The organism is Paenibacillus abyssi (genome assembly GCF_014640295.1).
Taxonomy (GTDB): Bacteria; Bacillota; Bacilli; order Paenibacillales; family Paenibacillaceae; genus Paenibacillus_D; species Paenibacillus_D abyssi.
Map to the genome: position 1 here is coordinate 298,726 of NZ_BMGR01000003.1, position 16,690 is coordinate 315,415.

The 16,690-nt window shown below is 48.9% G+C and carries 18 protein-coding genes; 17 read left to right on the forward strand and 1 reads right to left on the reverse strand.

Features of this window, described 5'->3' with window-relative positions:
* Positions 1–23: 23 nt before the first annotated feature.
* The gene (locus tag IEW11_RS06045; RefSeq protein WP_188529943.1) at positions 24–251 is read right to left on the reverse strand and encodes a 3-dehydroquinate dehydratase; all 228 of its coding nucleotides are present in this window, start codon (positions 249–251) and stop codon (positions 24–26) included.
* A gap of 545 nt (positions 252–796) precedes the next feature.
* On the opposite strand from IEW11_RS06045, the gene IEW11_RS06050 reads away from it, so the two are divergent.
* The 17 genes from IEW11_RS06050 to IEW11_RS06130 all read left to right on the forward strand — a co-directional run bounded on the left by IEW11_RS06050 (position 797) and on the right by IEW11_RS06130 (position 16,539).
* Positions 797–2,605 (forward strand): MHYT domain-containing protein, encoded by a 1,809-nt coding sequence (locus tag IEW11_RS06050; RefSeq protein ID WP_188529945.1) that lies wholly within the window; start codon positions 797–799, stop codon positions 2,603–2,605.
* A gap of 136 nt (positions 2,606–2,741) precedes the next feature.
* Positions 2,742–3,431 (forward strand): response regulator transcription factor, encoded by a 690-nt coding sequence (locus tag IEW11_RS06055; RefSeq protein ID WP_188529947.1) that lies wholly within the window; start codon positions 2,742–2,744, stop codon positions 3,429–3,431.
* On the forward strand, positions 3,428–4,918 hold the full coding sequence (locus IEW11_RS06060) for a sensor histidine kinase (RefSeq protein WP_188529949.1): 1,491 nt from the start codon (positions 3,428–3,430) through the stop codon (positions 4,916–4,918). The genes IEW11_RS06055 and IEW11_RS06060 overlap by 4 nt, the downstream gene beginning before the upstream one ends.
* Positions 4,919–4,971: 53 nt before the next feature.
* Positions 4,972–6,087, forward strand: coding sequence for a TolB family protein (locus tag IEW11_RS06065; protein ID WP_188529950.1), 1,116 nt, complete (start codon positions 4,972–4,974; stop codon positions 6,085–6,087).
* Positions 6,088–6,106: 19 nt separating this feature from the next.
* The gene (locus IEW11_RS06070) at positions 6,107–6,358 is read left to right on the forward strand and encodes a hypothetical protein (protein WP_188529952.1); all 252 of its coding nucleotides are present in this window, start codon (positions 6,107–6,109) and stop codon (positions 6,356–6,358) included.
* Between the two features lie 209 nt (positions 6,359–6,567).
* Entirely contained in the window at positions 6,568–7,557 is a 990-nt protein-coding gene (locus tag IEW11_RS06075; RefSeq protein ID WP_188529954.1) for a Gfo/Idh/MocA family protein, read from the forward strand.
* A 16-nt stretch (positions 7,558–7,573) separates the two neighbouring features.
* Entirely contained in the window at positions 7,574–8,503 is a 930-nt protein-coding gene (locus IEW11_RS06080) for an aldo/keto reductase (protein WP_188529956.1), read from the forward strand.
* Positions 8,482–9,291: an alpha/beta hydrolase gene (locus IEW11_RS06085; RefSeq protein ID WP_188529958.1), complete on the forward strand. Its 810-nt coding sequence runs from the start codon at positions 8,482–8,484 to the stop codon at positions 9,289–9,291. The genes IEW11_RS06080 and IEW11_RS06085 overlap by 22 nt, the downstream gene beginning before the upstream one ends.
* A 309-nt stretch (positions 9,292–9,600) precedes the next feature.
* Positions 9,601–10,521, forward strand: a complete 921-nt coding sequence (gene ehuB / locus IEW11_RS06090) for an ectoine/hydroxyectoine ABC transporter substrate-binding protein EhuB (protein WP_229724974.1) — start codon at positions 9,601–9,603, stop codon at positions 10,519–10,521.
* 3 nt (positions 10,522–10,524) lie between these two features.
* On the forward strand, positions 10,525–11,175 hold the full coding sequence (gene ehuC / locus IEW11_RS06095; RefSeq protein WP_188529960.1) for an ectoine/hydroxyectoine ABC transporter permease subunit EhuC: 651 nt from the start codon (positions 10,525–10,527) through the stop codon (positions 11,173–11,175).
* A gap of 5 nt (positions 11,176–11,180) precedes the next feature.
* Complete coding sequence (gene ehuD, locus IEW11_RS06100; protein ID WP_188529962.1) at positions 11,181–11,843, forward strand: ectoine/hydroxyectoine ABC transporter permease subunit EhuD; 663 nt, start codon at positions 11,181–11,183, stop codon at positions 11,841–11,843.
* 92 nt (positions 11,844–11,935) lie between these two features.
* Positions 11,936–12,754, forward strand: a complete 819-nt coding sequence (gene ehuA, locus IEW11_RS06105) for an ectoine/hydroxyectoine ABC transporter ATP-binding protein EhuA (RefSeq protein ID WP_308422700.1) — start codon at positions 11,936–11,938, stop codon at positions 12,752–12,754.
* Between the two features lie 20 nt (positions 12,755–12,774).
* Positions 12,775–13,290: a diaminobutyrate acetyltransferase gene (ectA, locus tag IEW11_RS06110; protein WP_188529964.1), complete on the forward strand. Its 516-nt coding sequence runs from the start codon at positions 12,775–12,777 to the stop codon at positions 13,288–13,290.
* Positions 13,291–13,321: 31 nt separating this feature from the next.
* On the forward strand, positions 13,322–14,638 hold the full coding sequence (gene ectB, locus IEW11_RS06115) for a diaminobutyrate--2-oxoglutarate transaminase (RefSeq protein ID WP_229724975.1): 1,317 nt from the start codon (positions 13,322–13,324) through the stop codon (positions 14,636–14,638).
* A gap of 22 nt (positions 14,639–14,660) precedes the next feature.
* Complete coding sequence (locus IEW11_RS06120) at positions 14,661–15,041, forward strand: ectoine synthase (protein ID WP_188529966.1); 381 nt, start codon at positions 14,661–14,663, stop codon at positions 15,039–15,041.
* Between the two features lie 80 nt (positions 15,042–15,121).
* A complete protein-coding gene (gene thpD / locus IEW11_RS06125) occupies positions 15,122–16,021 on the forward strand; it encodes an ectoine hydroxylase (protein WP_308422702.1) in 900 nt (299 codons plus the stop codon).
* Positions 16,018–16,539 (forward strand): DUF2179 domain-containing protein, encoded by a 522-nt coding sequence (locus IEW11_RS06130; RefSeq protein ID WP_188529968.1) that lies wholly within the window; start codon positions 16,018–16,020, stop codon positions 16,537–16,539. Before thpD ends, IEW11_RS06130 begins: the two co-directional genes overlap by 4 nt.
* Positions 16,540–16,690 lie beyond the last annotated feature (151 nt).

Here is a 16,690-nt window from a genome sequence, read left to right on the forward strand (position 1 = left end):
CGCCCTGTATAGGTTCGGAAAGATCAATAAAGAGAGATGGTCAATGTATCCTTCTCATTGATTGCATGCAGCGTCGCTTCGCTGCCGACAACTTCTACGCTGATCAATGAGCGGAGACAATGCTTAAGCGCATTTTTTCCGGTGCTCCACTTGCGGTTTAATGTATCGGCGAGCTTTTCCACTGTTTTTTTGTTGCCTTCTGTAAGATACACTGGTATTGTTTTATTTTGAAATAGAATTATGGTTCTCATATGTGATCACTCCAATTTCGTAATTTTTCATAATAACAATTATTAATTGATAACAGTATACATTACGATTATTAAAAGATTCTTAAAAACTATTTACAATATTGTGATAATTCAGATTAACGAAGCGTATAGGGTGATTCTTGGGTATTTCCGGACCTGGGAATCCCTTTTCACTGTAATGAAGCCAATAGACAGAGCAGGAAAATTTTGTTATAATCCAGGCAAACGGGAGATAATCAATTATTGTCCCTATGTTGTCGGCTCGGAGGAAGGGACGTTTCTGTCCCGCTTACGGACCCGATTGGCTGCAATGAGCCGCAGCGCTGTTCAAGCGATGCGGCTATTTGGAGATTCATAAGCGAATAAATGAAGAGAAAGTCCTGGTCTATATAGAAACATATGGTGCATAAGTCGTTATTTCCATTAATATCTTTATGATAGCATTTCATTAATATAGATAATGTAATATAATGAGTCACTCGACATCTTTTGTCAATAAATGATAAGGATTGTTCTTCAGCACGAGGAGAAGATGGGGTGAGAATTTGGAACTGCATGCCATTGAATATCATGTGCCGCTGGTTGTATTATCTGTGGTCGTATCCATCGTTATGGCCTATGTTTCGTTGGAGTTGGCAGGGCGGGCAAGCAGTTGGTCGATGACGGGCTATCATCATTTTTGGCTGTTCAGCAGTGCATCCTCAATGGGCATTGGAATATGGCTGATGCATTTTATCGGCATGTTGGCACAACATTATGGGCAACCCGTACATTATGATTTATTCAAGACTGTATCGTCCTTGTTCATTGCTGTTGGTGTATCGTTGATTACTTTCTGGCTGATGTGCAATGTAAACACCACGCGTTATTTGCTCTCAGGTTTGTTTATGGGGGCGGCGATCGCCTCGATGCATTATACAGGAATAGCGGCTATTGTGACCTCTTCACGTATTGTTTATCTTCCTGTTCCCTTCCTTTTATCCATTCTATTTGCTGTTGTTTTTTCCTATATGGCTTTATTTAAGTTCTATCAGGCTAAAAAACAAACCAGGCCGATTAATGTGCCATGGAAGCTTGTCAATGCGCTTTGCTTGGGGGCAGCGGTGTCCGGCATGCATTATGTGGGCAATTATGCAACTGTGTTCGTGCCTGGCAGCGAAACGGGCCACATGTCTTCAGCAGCATATACCATGAATCTAAGCTTTCTGGCCATAGCCGGGGGACTTTCCGGGGTCGTATTGGCAGCATTATTATTTCTGGGCGTATTTCTCGACAGGCGCATCACCATTGAGCGGTCCGTGATCTCTTCGCTTCGCTGGAATGCGCTGTTTGAACATCACCCGGACATGCTGTTTTCTCTTGATTTCAAAGGGAGAATTACAATGACCAATCCTGCAGTAACAAAATTAACCGGATACACCGTGGAAGAACTCCATGGAAGCGAGCTTCTGACCTTGCTTGTACCAGAGGACCGGGACCATTTCAAAATCTTCGAATCCCAAACGTACCGGGGAATTCCGCAAAATTATAACATCCGTGCTGTACATAAAGCAGGAGCGGTCATACATCTGAATATGACTGCGATTCCCGTTATTAATCAGGATAAAGTGATAGGCGTGCATCTAATCGGCAAGGATCTAACCGATCAGATGAAGAGTGAAGAGAAGCTTAAAAAAGCGGAAAAGCTGGCCGTGATCGGCAATTTGGCGGCGGGGATCGCACATGAAATACGCAATCCGCTGACAACCGTTAAAGGGCTCGTGCAATTTATGAGAACAAAACCGCAAAAGCCTCTGCATTATGAGACCATTCTGTCCGAGGTATCGCATATTGAATCGATTGTAACGGATTTTTTGATGCTGGCTGCATCTTCTCCTTCCCAATATGAATGGGTGGATTTGAAAGCGCTGATCCTGAAGGCCTTGGAGCGAACCGGAATCCCGGCTTCAAAGCTGCTCCAGGCAGATGAGCCGGGGTCCGGCCTTCCTTCATCGTCCGTTTTTTGCGATCCAATTAAACTTGGGCGGGTTTTTAACCGTTTATTTATGGAAGTATCGGACATGCACACGGATGAATCGCCTCCGATTATTTCTTTAAGCCGGACTGCAGGAGGCCAAGCGGAGCTGTCCATTTGGTTTCGCAGCTCCCCGGATGACTCAGGGAACTGGATGAGTCATGCAGCAGGCGAGCTGCATTATAATACGAAGGAACAAGGGACCGGGGTCGTGTTCATGGTTGCTTATCACACCTGTATTGAACATGGCGGGAATTTGGAGATGGCTGCAGAGGCCGGCGGTACGAGCATTCAGATCCGCCTTCCCGTTAATTGGCATGACATGAGTGCGGCTTTATAACGGATACAAGTTCGAAACATTTTGGACATCTTCGCGATATAGTTTTACTGTATGATGCGTACAACGGAAAACATGCGAACGCGGCGCGGATTCTGTGTTGGGATAAAAGCCGTTTACGCTTAAGGGGCAATACGTAATGGAGAAAAAAATTTTAGTCGTGGACGACGAGCAAAGCATTGCCGGGGCAATTGCTTATGCGTTTCGCCGTGAAGGATATAATGTAGAGATTGCTTATGACGGGGAAGAGGCGCTGGCCAAGGCAGCCGTTTTTAAACCCCAGGTCATTGTTCTGGATGTGATGATGCCGAAGCTGAACGGTTACGATGTATGCCGGAGGCTTGAAAATCGCAAGGGTGTAGGGATCATTCTATTAACCGTCAAAAATGATATCGTCGACAAAGTGCTCGGCCTTGAGCTTGGCGCCGATGATTATATGACCAAGCCATTTGATCTGAGAGAAGTGGTGGCAAGGGCCAAAGCGCTGTTTCGCCGTATGGAACGCTCGGCACAGGAGGAGCCGCCGCTATCGGTCAAAATCGGCGAGCTGCGCATCATGCTGCAGCAGCGTGCGGTTTATTTGAAGGAACAGCCCATTGAATTAACACCAAAGGAATTCGATCTGCTGGCGCTGCTTGCTGCACACCTGGAACGCGTCTATACGCGGGATGAGTTGCTTGAGCTCGTCTGGAGCATCGATTATGCAGGAGGTACCCGCACTGTGGATATCCATATCCAGCGCCTGCGCAAAAAGCTGGGCCAAACTTATCAGGAGCTGCTGCAAACCGTATATGGCGTGGGGTATAAGGCAATAGATCTGCAGCTATGAAGATAAGCATAAAGCTTAAGCTTAGTATCGTGCTGGCCGGATTGCTGATCGCTACCGTGGGCGTGTTAAGCCAATTGGTGCTGCAGGGGATTGAAAGGAACCAACGGCTTGCAGTGGAAAATGAACTGGCCAAGCACAGTGAGATTGCCAATCTGCGGGCCCGGCAAACTTATTTGATGTATGAGCGCGTAGAGGATCGAATCTTTTTGCAGCGCCGGGGCCAAGAGCTGGCGATGGATATAAGCCGGCTGTCCGGCTTGACGGTCATCATCTATAATGCGGAAGGCCGGGAAGTCGGCAACTCGCTGCAGCTCATCGAGATGCCAAGCGTAGAGGACACGCTATCCTATGCGCTGCAGGGCAAAACGGCCTATCAGATTTCAGGGGAATCCCTCGTATACATGGCTCCTTTATACGGTTCATCCGGGCAAATCGGAGTCGTTCAATTTCATTACTCGCTAAAAAGCAATCAAGCCTTCTACCAGGCGATTGAACGTTTGTTTCTGACCGCCGGGCTGGTCGTGCTGGTTGCCGGTTTTCTGCTCGGTTATGTTTATTTTCACCGGTTTGCTGCCGTCATCTATAAGCTTCGAAATGCGGCGGAATCGATACGCCAAGGCAGTTTCCTGAAGCAGCAGCCGATCAAGCGCGGAGACGAATTGGGCGAGCTCAGCCAAGGAATCTTCTATATGAGCAGAGAAATGGAGCACCATATCAAGGCGATGGAAGACGAGCAGCGCAAGCTGAAGCTGGCGATTGAGAAGCTGCAGGCCTTGGAGCAGCAGCAGAAGCAATTTATCGGAAATATCAGCCATGAGTTTAAGACACCGCTGACCTCGATTAAAGCGTATGTTGATCTGCTTGATATGTACCGTGATGATCCAAAGCTGATTGAGGAAGCCCATATGAATATCGGCAAAGAAACGGAGCGCCTGCACGAGATGGTGGAGAAAGTGCTGCAGCTGTCGGCGCTTGAGAAATACGATTTTGAAATGCAGCCGGAGCCTGTAGAAATTAAGGAGCTGCTGCTTGATATTTGCGGCAGAATGCGCGGCAAAGCCGCCAAATTCGGGCTCGGCCTTGAAATCTCGCTTGAGCCGGCTGTATTGTGGGCCGACAGGGAGAGCCTCATGCATATCTTCATTAATGTCATTGACAATGCGATCAAATATAATGTTCCGGATGGGCATATTAAGGTTCAAAGTGAGGTTGACAGCGGGCGGGTGCGCATTCAGGTGATCGATACGGGCATTGGCATTCCTGAGGAAGTAAGAGACAAAATATTCGAACCGTTCTTCACCGTCAATAAGGATCGTTCCCGCGGCTCCGGCGGAACAGGATTGGGGTTATCGCTTGTGAAGCGATTGGTTGAGAAGCAGCGGGGAGAACTGACTATACACAGTGGAGATCAGCAGGGCACGATATTTATGATTACCTTTCCAATTGATGCTGAAAAGTTTACAACTTCGAAACAAGCTGAGATGTAGACGAAATATTTGCCGGTTATGATGATGTCATAACAAACAGGAGGGTATGTAATATGACAGCATCTAACATGAAACGAATGGTATTGGCTTGTGCGGCAGCGTGCCTGATGGCCGCTGCGGCAGCCGGCTGCAGCCAGCCGCAGGCGGAAGAACGGCAGGTCATTGAAAAGCCGGGCAAGGAAATAACGGTAATCGATAACAAAGAACAGCAAAGGTCGGATGAGGTTGTCGTTGATCACATTAATGAGATCGAGGGCGTAAGCGGGATGGATTGGATCAGTGAAGAGGAGATCATTATTAGTAAAGATAATTTTGATATGGATCCGTTAAACGTAGAGGGCCAAGAGATGTATCCGAAAAACCTGTATGTCCATCATTTGGGTGGCGAAGGTGAATCGACCGGTCCGCTCCAGGCGGCACGCATCAATCAAGGCTTTGCCATGCTGTCTCCGGATAAAAAGTTTCTGTTCTATAAAGAATCGATCGAGGAAACAGCGTATGGCATGATCATGAATATGGCAACAAAGGAATCCGTCAAATTAAGTGATGATCCGATTCCTGTTTATGAAGGGGAATGGATGGACAGCGAGAATGTGATCTTCTCGACAGTGGACGGAAAGCTCTACACGGCCAATATTACCGGAGATACCGAGCTTGCAGCGGATACAGGCGATTATGCATTTGATGCCCAAAAGGTAGGAAACCGGATTTATTATATTGGATCGGGAAATGTCTTGTATATGATCGAAGGTCAATCTGAAGAGCCGCGCAAATTAATGGATGAAGTCGTATGGATTATCCCTTCCCCGGATAGCCAGCAGCTGGCGCTTGTTAAGCGTACCTCGGAAACGGAAATGACGCTGCTTATCACCGATTTGGATGGAAAAGAGAAGACAACGCTGACGATGAGCACCACGCAAATCTTTGGAACAAGCTGGTCGCCTGACGGCACTCGGCTGGTCTATAATGCAATATCCGAGACGGGAGGAGACAAAGGCGTATTCGTAGCGGATGCGGTAACAGGGAAGATCACGCAAATCGCCGTCGATATGGAGTATGCGGCCAATACGCTGCGCTGGAGTCCATCCGGCAAACAGATTATGACAACGAGCACGAAGATTGTGGATAATGCCTACCAATTTGTAACGCATATCATTACATTGAAGTAATAAAGGAGGAGTGCCTGCGATGGACAAAGCACAGCGGATCCAATGCCTGCGCGAGGCAGAAAATGACTGCTACCGAATCTGTTTCCATTTGCTGCAATCGGAGCATTGTGCTGCAGAAGCGGCTAAGGAAGCTCTGCTTCGTCTATACAGACAGGATCACTTCTTCACTTCTGCTTCCCATGAGCAGCGGCTAAAGCTTGTGAAGGCGGAGGCGGTCCGGTCGTCCATGGATCGATTGACAGAATCAGCGATGGCGGCAACGGTATCTTAAATACGTGTAAATAGAGGGCTGTTCCATGTAGTTTGTTTTATAACTACGAAGGGGCAGCTCTCTTTTCGTCGTTATCACAATGATGATGGTAAAGTCAGAAAGGTATACGAGATGAATATTGTTTTATCGGAATGAAAACCCTTTTATATCGCGCTGGCGTTAGTTGTTTTATAATAAAGTCGAAATCTTGAAAGGATGTGAAGTGTACCATGGCCAAAAAATTACGTTGGGGCATTTTAGGCTGTGCCAGCATTGCAATACGATCTGTAATTCCCGGTATCCAGGAATCTGAAACAGGCGAGGTCGCCGCTATTGCAAGCCGGGAGTTAAGCAAAGCACAAGAAACCGCGGCAAAGCTGGGAATTCCGAAGACTTATGGAAGCTATGAAGAGCTGCTTGCCGATGATTCAATTGATGCCGTTTACATTCCGCTGCCGAACCATCTGCATATGGAGTGGACCATTCGTGCGGCCGAAGCAGGCAAGCATGTGCTCTGTGAAAAGCCAATCGCGCTTAATGCAGCGGAAGCGCAGCGGATGGTGGAGGCTTGTGCAGCTGCAGGCGTTCATCTGGCTGAGGCGTTTATGTACCGTCATCATCCGCGTTATGACCGAATCAAAGAAATTATCCAATCAGGTGAAATCGGTGAAATACGCGGTATCCATGGCGCCTTCACTTTTAATAATGCAAGCAACAAAACAAATGTCCGTTACCGTAAGGATTGGGGGGGCGGTTCGATCTATGATGTTGGCTGTTACCCGATCAGTGCCGCTCGTATGCTGCTCGAAGCAGAGCCGGAAGCGGTCACCGTTCATGCGCTGTTGTCTCCGGAGCATGACAATGTCGATATGATGGCTTCCGGAATCGTCGAATTCCCGAATGCTGTCGGATTAACGTTTGATTGCGGCATGTGGGCTGCCTTCCGCAATACGCTTGAGGTGCTCGGGACAGATGGCATTATCGAGGTTCCGTCGGCTTATATTGGCAATCCGAATTTCTTTGTGACAACCAAGGATGGCCGCCGCGAAGAACAACAGCCGGAGCTGAACCAATACGCACTTCAAGCGGACGCTTTTACTTCGGTAGTGTGGGGCGATCAGGCGGCAAAATTCGCTTCTGCCGATGCGGTCGCGGGCATGAAGGTGATTGATGCTTGTTTGCAATCCGCGTATGAGCGCAAACGTATTACTCTATCCTAAAAGGAGCTGAATGCAAATGAAAACACTGCATATTGATGGATTGAATCAGGGTGTTTCCCGTTTGATCATGGGGTCGGACTATTTTGCACCGGAGGTTTATGACCTCGTAAGCACAAATCTGGACGCATTCGTCTCCATCGGCGGGAACACGATCGATACCGCGTTCGTATACTGCGGCGGAAAAAGCGAGCAGGCGATCGGCATGTGGGTGGAGGAGCGCAAAAACCGCAAAGAGATCAATCTTTGGACAAAGGGCGCTCATCCGAACAAAGACGGCAAGCGGGTGAATCCTGAAGCGATTCGGGAAGAATTGATGATCAGCCTGGACCGCCTGCGTACCGATTACGTTGATCTATATGCGCTGCACCGCGATGATACGGACATTCCGGTAGGTGTTATTCTGGAAGCGCTCAATGAACATGTCGAAGCCGGTCGGATCCTGGCGTTTGGTGCTTCGAATTGGTCGTGGCAGCGTCTTCAAGAGGCCAATGCCTATGCGGAGCAGCACGGCCTTCGCGGATTTAGCTTTAACAGTCCGAATCTCAGCTTAGCCAAAGCAAAAGAGCCCTACTGGCATGATTGCGTCAGCGTCGATCAAGAGATATTGGAGTGGCATGAATGCACCGGTATGCCGATCTTCTCCTGGTCTTCCCAGGCAAGGGGCTTCTTCACCGGCCGCTTTTCCCCGGACGATCATTCCGATGCCGATCTGGTACGCGTATTTTACAACGATGAGAACTGGGAACGCTACCGCCGGGCCGAGCAGCTCGGTAAAGAAAAAGGTGTGGCGACCATTCAAATTTCACTGGCCTATGTGCTGAATCAATCGTTTCCTACTGCGGCCATTATTGGCGCGCGCAATGAAGCAGAGATGGTATCCTGCCGCGATGCGGCTCTTATCGAGCTGACAAACGAGGAAATTCGATGGCTCGACCTGAGAGCGTAATGTTTGAATTATGGCCGGACGGGGCGCCGTTTGCTCAAGGAGCAGCGGATGAGGACCGTCCGGCTTTATTTCCTTATCTGCTGGAGGGCGATAACCACGCGGCCGTTATCGTATGCCCTGGAGGCGGATATGGAAGGCGTGCCGATCACGAAGGAGAGCCGATTGCACGCTGGTTGAATTCGCTTGGCATTTCCGCCTTTGTGCTTCGTTACCGTGTGGCGCCTTATAAGTATCCATGCGCGCTGCTAGATGCGCAGCGGGCGATCCGGTATGTTCGCCATCATGCGGCGGACTTAAAGATCGATGCACAGCGGATTGGGATTCTCGGTTTCTCTGCAGGCGGTCACTTGGTCTCTACGGCAGGCACCCGTTACGATCTGGGAAACAAGCAGGCGGATGATCCCATGGAGCGGTTATCATGCAGGCCGGATCTGCTCGTGTTATGTTATCCGGTCATTACGATGAAGGCACCGTATACCCATGAAGGGTCCAAGCAGAATTTGCTCGGCGAGGCACCTGAGGATGAGTACATCCAGCAATTAAGTAATGAATTGCACGTAACCGCAGACACGCCGCCCACTTTTCTGTGGCATACTTCAGAAGATCAGGCGGTACCCGTTGAGAACAGCCTGATGTTTGCTTCTGCGCTAAGCCGTGCCAAGGTACCGTTCGATCTTCATGTATATGATCACGGCGGGCATGGGCTCGGGATGGCCGAACATGACGAGCATATCGCGAATTGGACAGCCGTCTGCGGGAAATGGCTGAAAACGCAATTGTTTTGCTAATATTTTTCAAAAACAACAAAAAAAGCAATGAATTCAGCCGATTATGGTTGAATTCATTGCTTTTTTGTTTATTTTCTGAGCATGGCTCGCTTTTATAACATAGATCTATGCAGGGGGTAAACCGCCGTATCTATAAAGATATGGCAATATATTGGAGGAATAAGGAGTTTCAGCCAGTTAATCTCCTCACTTACCAAGTGAGGAGAAATTCTCCGGAAATATGGAAACTTGCTGGAAATGACTCGCCTGTTGATCCATGTTAGCATTATTAGTGCGAACCAAAAAATAGAGAAAGGTTGTGGGATTCAAGTGAGAAAGGGATTATGGATGGTGCTGTTGGTGTCGATGATCGCACTGATTGCAGCATGCGGAAATGGCAATGAGGGGACGTCTAATGGAATTGGTAACGGAAATGGAAACACAACGGGGTCTGGAGAAAATACAGGAGAGCAGGGGACCTTGGCAAAAGCAATTGAGCAGGGCTACATAACCGTAGGTTTTGCTAATGAAAATCCATATGCATACAAAGAAGCTGACGGCACGCTGACTGGCGAAGCAGTAGAAATCGCCCGCGTTATTCTTAACAATCTGGGTATTGAGGAGATGCGCGGAGAATTGACGGAATTCGGCGGTTTGATCAGCGGCCTGCAGGCCAACCGCTTCGACATGATTACAGCAGGGATGTTCATCAACCCTAACCGCTGCGCGCAGGTTGCGTTCGCCGATCCGGAATACAGCATCGGTGAAGCGATTGCAGTGAAAAAGGGCAATCCATTGGGACTGAACAGCTATGAAGATATCGCAAACAGCGAGGCGAAGGTTGCTGTTATGACCGGCGCGATTGAAATTGAATATCTCGAAAAATCGGGAATTCCGCAGGATCGTATGGTTATCGTTCCGGATCAGGATGCGGCAGTCAGCGCGCTTCAATCCGGCGCAGCAGACGTGATGACCATGACAGGCCCTGCACTGCAGTCCCGCTTGGACGCAGCACAGGATGATAACCTTGAGCGGGTAATGGATTTTGAGCAGCCCATTATTGACGGCGAGAGCGTTAGAGGTTACGGAGCATCCGCATTCCGTCCAGCGGATACCGAATTCCGCGATGCATTTAATGCGGAGCTGCAGAAGCTGAAGGATTCCGGCGAGCTGTTAACGATTCTCCAGCAGTTCGGATTTACCGAGGAAGAGCTGCCGGGCGACATGACCGCCGCGGAGCTGTGCGGATAACAAATGGGGTCTATCGGGGAATGGATTCCGCTATTGTGGGAGGGCACGGTCATCACTGCCCAGGTGACCCTCCTCTCCGCAATCGTGACCTTGCTGCTCGCTGCGGTGACAGGAATCATGCGGCTTTCCAAATTTAAAATTATTCGCGGGATATCGTATATTTACGTATTGATTTTCCGCGGAGTATCGCTGCTTGTCCTTCTGTTTTGGGTTTATTATGCGCTCCCTTTGATGGGCGTTGAGCTATCCAAGATGACCTCTGCGGTGCTTGCCATTGGCCTGAATTTCGGCGCATTCGGTGCAGAGATCGTGCGAAGCTCCATACTTGCAGTGCCGAAAGGACAATGGGAAGCGGCGCAAGCGCTTAATCTTACACCTACCCAAAGGATGTTCAGAGTCATCTTCCCGCAGGCTCTGGTGCGTATGCTGCCGCCGTTTAATAATTTGATGATTGAATTACTGAAAGCCACCTCACTCATTTATTTTATTACACTTACGGATTTAACGTATCAAGCGATGATTTTGCGCAGTCTCTATCTGCCGCAAACGGCGCAAATTTTCGGATTGCTGCTTCTGATTTATTTTATCATGGCTTCTATTATTTCAATGATCGCGCGAATGCTTGAGCGCAAACTGTCGGCGGGGAGGATGTGATCTGAATGTGGGATTGGGATTATGCCCTATCAATCCTTCCAAGGCTGCTAGGCGCATTAAAGGTTACTTTATACGCTACGTTTTGGGGATTTTTGCTCGCTAGTGTATTCGGACTGCTGCTGGCTGTGTTAGGCCGGTCGCGTGTAAAGGCCATACGTATGGCCGTATTCGGATTTGTGGAATTTATTCGCAGCACGCCTCTTCTGGTGCAGTTGTTCTTCTTGTTCTACAGTATTCCTCTCTTGTTCGGCTTTTCTATGACAGCGTTCATGACAGGCGTAATCGGACTGGGACTGCATTACAGTACGTACATGTCGGAAGTGTATCGTTCCGGTATAGACGGGGTGGAGAAGGGACAATGGGAAGCGGCGCGTGCGCTCAATTTTTCCAAAGCGCGTACGTGGACCTCGGTTGTTCTGCCGCAAGCGCTCCCTCCGATTCTGCCGATTATGGGCAATTATTTGATTGTCATGTTTAAAGAAACGCCGCTGCTGGCCGCGATAACGGTAGTGGAGCTGCTGACAACAGCAAAAAACATCAACTCGATGGATTGGAGGCCGTTTGAGCCATACACCATTATTGGTTTGCTGTTCTTGGTGATCAGCCTGCTGGTATCATTGCTTGTCGGCATAATGGAAAAACATCTGGGAAAAAGACATACCCGCTAAGCCGGAGTGCCAAATGAATGTTTGCATTCAAATTCTAAGTTTTCAAATTTGAATAATTGGGTATATGTATAGGCAAGGAAGGGGTGAGACTGATGAGCTTGACTATGGAAGAACAGGCGAAGCAGGTATCAGTTGGCTCCGTCAATAAAGTTCCGATGGTGAAATATACCAATGTCATGAAATCGTTCGGTGACCTTGAAGTGCTGCATGGTATCGATCTGGAGATGCAGGCTGGTGAGAAAATCGCTTTAATCGGACCGAGCGGATCAGGGAAAACGACGATTGGCCGAATGCTGATGACGCTTGAAGAACCGACATCCGGGACGATTGAGGTCGAGGGCGAGCATCTGTGGCATGTGGAGAAAAAAGGTCGTTTGGTTCGGGCGAGTGAAGCGCATTTACATCAGATGCGGACGAAGATCGGCATGGTATTTCAACATTTCAATCTTTTTCCGCATATGAAGGTACTGGGCAATGTAACGGAAGCGCCGCGTAAGGTGCTCGGTTTGTCCAAGGAAGAAGCAAATGATCGTGCCATCGAAATGCTGCGCAAGGTGGGACTCGCCGATAAGCTGGATGTCTATCCGGCCAAACTATCGGGTGGACAGAAGCAGCGTGTAGCGATTGCCAGAGCGCTCGTTATGCGTCCTAAGGTCATGGTGTTCGATGAGGTGACCTCGGCGCTTGATCCCGAGCTTGTGGGTGAAGTGCTCGCCGTCATTAAAGAGATCGCTGAGGAAGGCGAAATGGCGATGATGCTCATTACGCATGAAATGGATTTTGCCCGCGAGGTAGCCGACCGGGTCATCTTCGGCGCAGAAGGTCATATCGTGGAGCAGGGCCCGCCGGAGCAAATTTTCGAGAATCCGCAAAGCGAACGGCTGCAGTCGTTCTTAAAACGGATTCGCTAGGTAGTGAAAGGGGGTGCCGTATGCAACAGGAACAGACGATTACGCTGCGACCTCCGGATAAGAAGGATGGCGCCGCCGTGTGGGAGCTCATAAGCAGTGCAGGAACGCTTGATCTGAACTCCGCCTATTGTTACTTGATGTTCTGCAATCTCTTTCAGGACACTTGTGTCATTGCGGAAGAGAAGGGTCAAACCGTCGGCTTCGTCTCCGCTTTTTTCCCGCCGGATCGTGAAAACTCGCTATTCGTGTGGCAGGTTGCAGTCGATCCGGAGGTTCGGGGAAGAGGCTTGGGGAAAGCGATGTTAAATGAACTGCTGAGCCGTCACGGTGCACAGCGTATTGTATTTATGGAAGCAACGGTAAGTCCTTCGAATGAAGCTTCCAGGCGGCTGTTTCAATCGGTCGCAGCAGCACACAGCTGCCCATTGGAAGTTATACATGAAGAGGGCTATCCAGCCGGACTGTTTCCGTCAGGTCATACCCATGAAGATGAACCGCTGCTTCGCATCGGTCCATTTCATAAGAATAATACTTGAAAATAAAATTTTAACTAATTGGAGGGATTTGGTGAGCAACCAAAAGCAAGAACAACCGTCGATGCAGGTGTTTGAACAACTGGAATCCGAGGTGCGCAGTTACTGCCGCAGCTTCACAACCGTCTTTCATAAGGCGCAGAACGCCAGACTATGGGATACGAACGGCAAGGAGTATATTGATTTTTTTGCCGGTGCAGGCGCGTTGAACTATGGACATAACAATTCGGGAATCAAGCAAAAGCTGATCGATTATTTGCTGGAGGATGGCGTCACGCACAGTTTAGATATGGCAACTCAGGCAAAGGAAACCTTCCTGAGTCGTTTTCAAAACTTGATTCTGAAACCGCGGGGGTTGGATTATAAAATCATGTTCCCCGGCCCGACAGGCACGAATTCTGTGGAAAGCGCGATGAAAATCGCCCGCAAAGTAACAGGGCGGACGGAGATCATCAGCTTTACGAATGCCTTTCATGGCATGTCGCTCGGTTCTCTGTCGGCGACGGGCAACCAATTTAAACGCAAAGGGGCAGGCGTCTATTTGCCTTATGCAACCTTTATGCCGTATGACGGCTACTTCGGCCAGTCGGTGAATACGGCTGCTTATATGGAGAAGCTTCTGGACGATCCTGGTAGCGGCGTTGAAATTCCGGCGGCTGTCATACTCGAAACCGTTCAAGGTGAAGGCGGCTTGAATGCCGCAAGCGATGAATGGCTTCGTGAAATCGAACGGATTTGCCGCGAGCGCGACATTATGTTGATTGTGGACGATGTGCAGATGGGATGCGGCAGAACCGGCACGTTCTTCAGCTTTGAGGATGCAGGCATTAACCCGGATATCGTATGCTTATCCAAATCGATCGGCGGCTTTGGCTTGCCGATGGCGTTAACGCTGATCAAACCGGAGTACGATATTTGGAATCCGGGCGAGCATAACGGCACGTTCCGCGGAAATAATCTCGGATTTGTAGCGGCGTCGGAAGCGCTTGATTATTGGGTCGACAGTGATTTTGAACCGCAGATTGCCAGGAAAGCGAATATGATACGCAGATCGCTTGAGCAAATGCTGCTTGTGCATCCGGGTGTCGATGCTGAGATCAGAGGCAAAGGGCTTATTCAAGGGATCGCATTCGCTGAGCCTGAGCTCGCTTCCGAGCTGTGCACCGAAGCCTTCAAGCGCGGCATTATTATGGAAACTTCCGGACCGAGGGACGAGGTTGCCAAACTTATGCCGCCTCTGACGATTGAACAGGAATTGTTGGAGCGCGGCCTTCGGGTTGTGAGAGAAGCAATGAACGAGATGATGGAGCAAAAACAGAAGTCCGCACCGGAGCTACAGCTGCAAACCTAAATCGGAGGGAGACATTCTTTGCATGATTGTTAAACATTTGGAAGATATTATCAATACACAGGACGATATCGATACCGCTACATGGAACGCCCGGCGATTGTTGTTAAAGAAGGATCATATGGGATTCTCGATGCACGATACGATTATTAAAGAAGGCACAGAAACATGGATCTGGTACAAACACCATGTAGAAGCCGTCTATTGTATTGAAGGCGAAGGCGAGATTGAGCCAGAGGGCGGACCGGTTTATCCGATTCGTCCGGGCACGCTCTATGCGCTCGACGGCCATGAGAAGCATTGGCTTAGAGCGACAAAGCAGATGCGGATGATCTGCGTTTTTAATCCTCCGCTTACAGGGCGCGAGGTACATGATAAAGAAGGCATCTATCCGCTCCTTGACTAGAGGAGTGGTGCTGAACCATATAAATGTTCTGTCAAAACGTTTAATTAGTTGAAGGAAGAAAAAAGGAGGATGTTCAAAACATGCCTGTAAATACGGAAGTTAAAACTATAGTGGATAAGTATCCATCGAGAATTAGTGCCGAGCCGGAAATGATTGACCGCAAAGATCCGGTTGTCTATTCGGAGTGGACGGAGGACAGCTTGATCACGAAGGAACAGTCGGACTTTTATGAGCAGAACGGTTACCTGATGATCGAGAGCTTCTTCTCTGATGAAGAGATCGCCGAGTGGCGGGCGGAGCTCTCCCGCCTTCAGGAAGAATATCGCACGAAAGCTGCCGATGAAGTGATTCGGGAGCCGGGCGGCGATGAGGTGCGTTCGATCTTTGCCATTCACTATAGCAATGAAGTATTCAAGCGTGTGTCCGAGCATCCGCGATTAAAAAAGGTCATCGGGCATTTGCTCGGAGGCGAAACGTATATCCATCAATCCCGCATTAATTATAAGCCGGGCTTCACTGGAAAAGAATTTTACTGGCATTCCGATTTTGAAACGTGGCATGTTGAGGATGGGATGCCTTCGATGCGGGCGCTCAGCTGTTCCATCGCGCTCGAAGACAACCATCACTACAATGGACCGCTGCTTGTTGTTCCCGGTTCGCACAAAAAATTCATTACCTGTGTAGGCCAAACGCCTGAGGATCATTACAAAGAATCGCTTCGGCGTCAGGATTATGGTGTTCCGGATCCGGAGAGCTTAACGAAGATCGTTCAGGAAGGCGGAATTGATACCGCTGTCGGTAAAGCTGGTTCGATTGTATTGTTTGATTGCAATACGATGCATGGCTCCAACAGCAATATTACCCCGCTGCCCCGCAGTAACGTTTTTTTGGTCTATAATAGTGTGGAAAACCGCCTGGTAGAGCCTTTCTCCGGCCAGAAGCCACGCCCCGGGTTTATTGCAACCCGTGAACATCGATGATATCCTGGACACTTATTGCGACCATTGTCGCCATTAACGTTGTTTATGTTTCCATCTTTACGCTGCGCCTCATTCTGGTCATCAAAGGCCGGAAGGGCGCGGCTTCTTTATTAGCTATGGCCGAAGTGTTCATTTATTTGACCGGCTTGAATCTGGTGCTCAGCAATCTGGATAACCCGATTAATATGGCCGCTTACTGTATCGGTTTTGGACTAGGTGTATATCTTGGCAGTAAGATTGAAGAATATTTGGCGCTAGGTTACTTGGTGGTACAAGTGATTGTAGATTCATTGGCGACAGATCTGCCCAACAGGCTAAGAGACCTTGGCTACGGCGTCACGTCGTGGTTAGGTGACGGCAGAGACGGCAAGCGGCTTGTCATGCAGGTATTGGTAAAGCGCAGCAATGAACGAAGATTAATGGATACATTGAACCAGCTGGCACCGAAGGCCTTTGTCATTTCTCATGAACCGAAGCAATTTAAGGGCGGTTTTTGGGCCAAGCTCACCAATCGTTAATAGGAAGAAATACGGGCATCATCCTTATCCAAGGGGATGCCTTTTTCTTTTGTCTAAAAAATCATAATTGCGCAAAAATCAGCATACAAATCCGTATTCTAAAGCGGAAAATGATGATGTAAATATCAAGACCGTTTTATTATAATTGGAA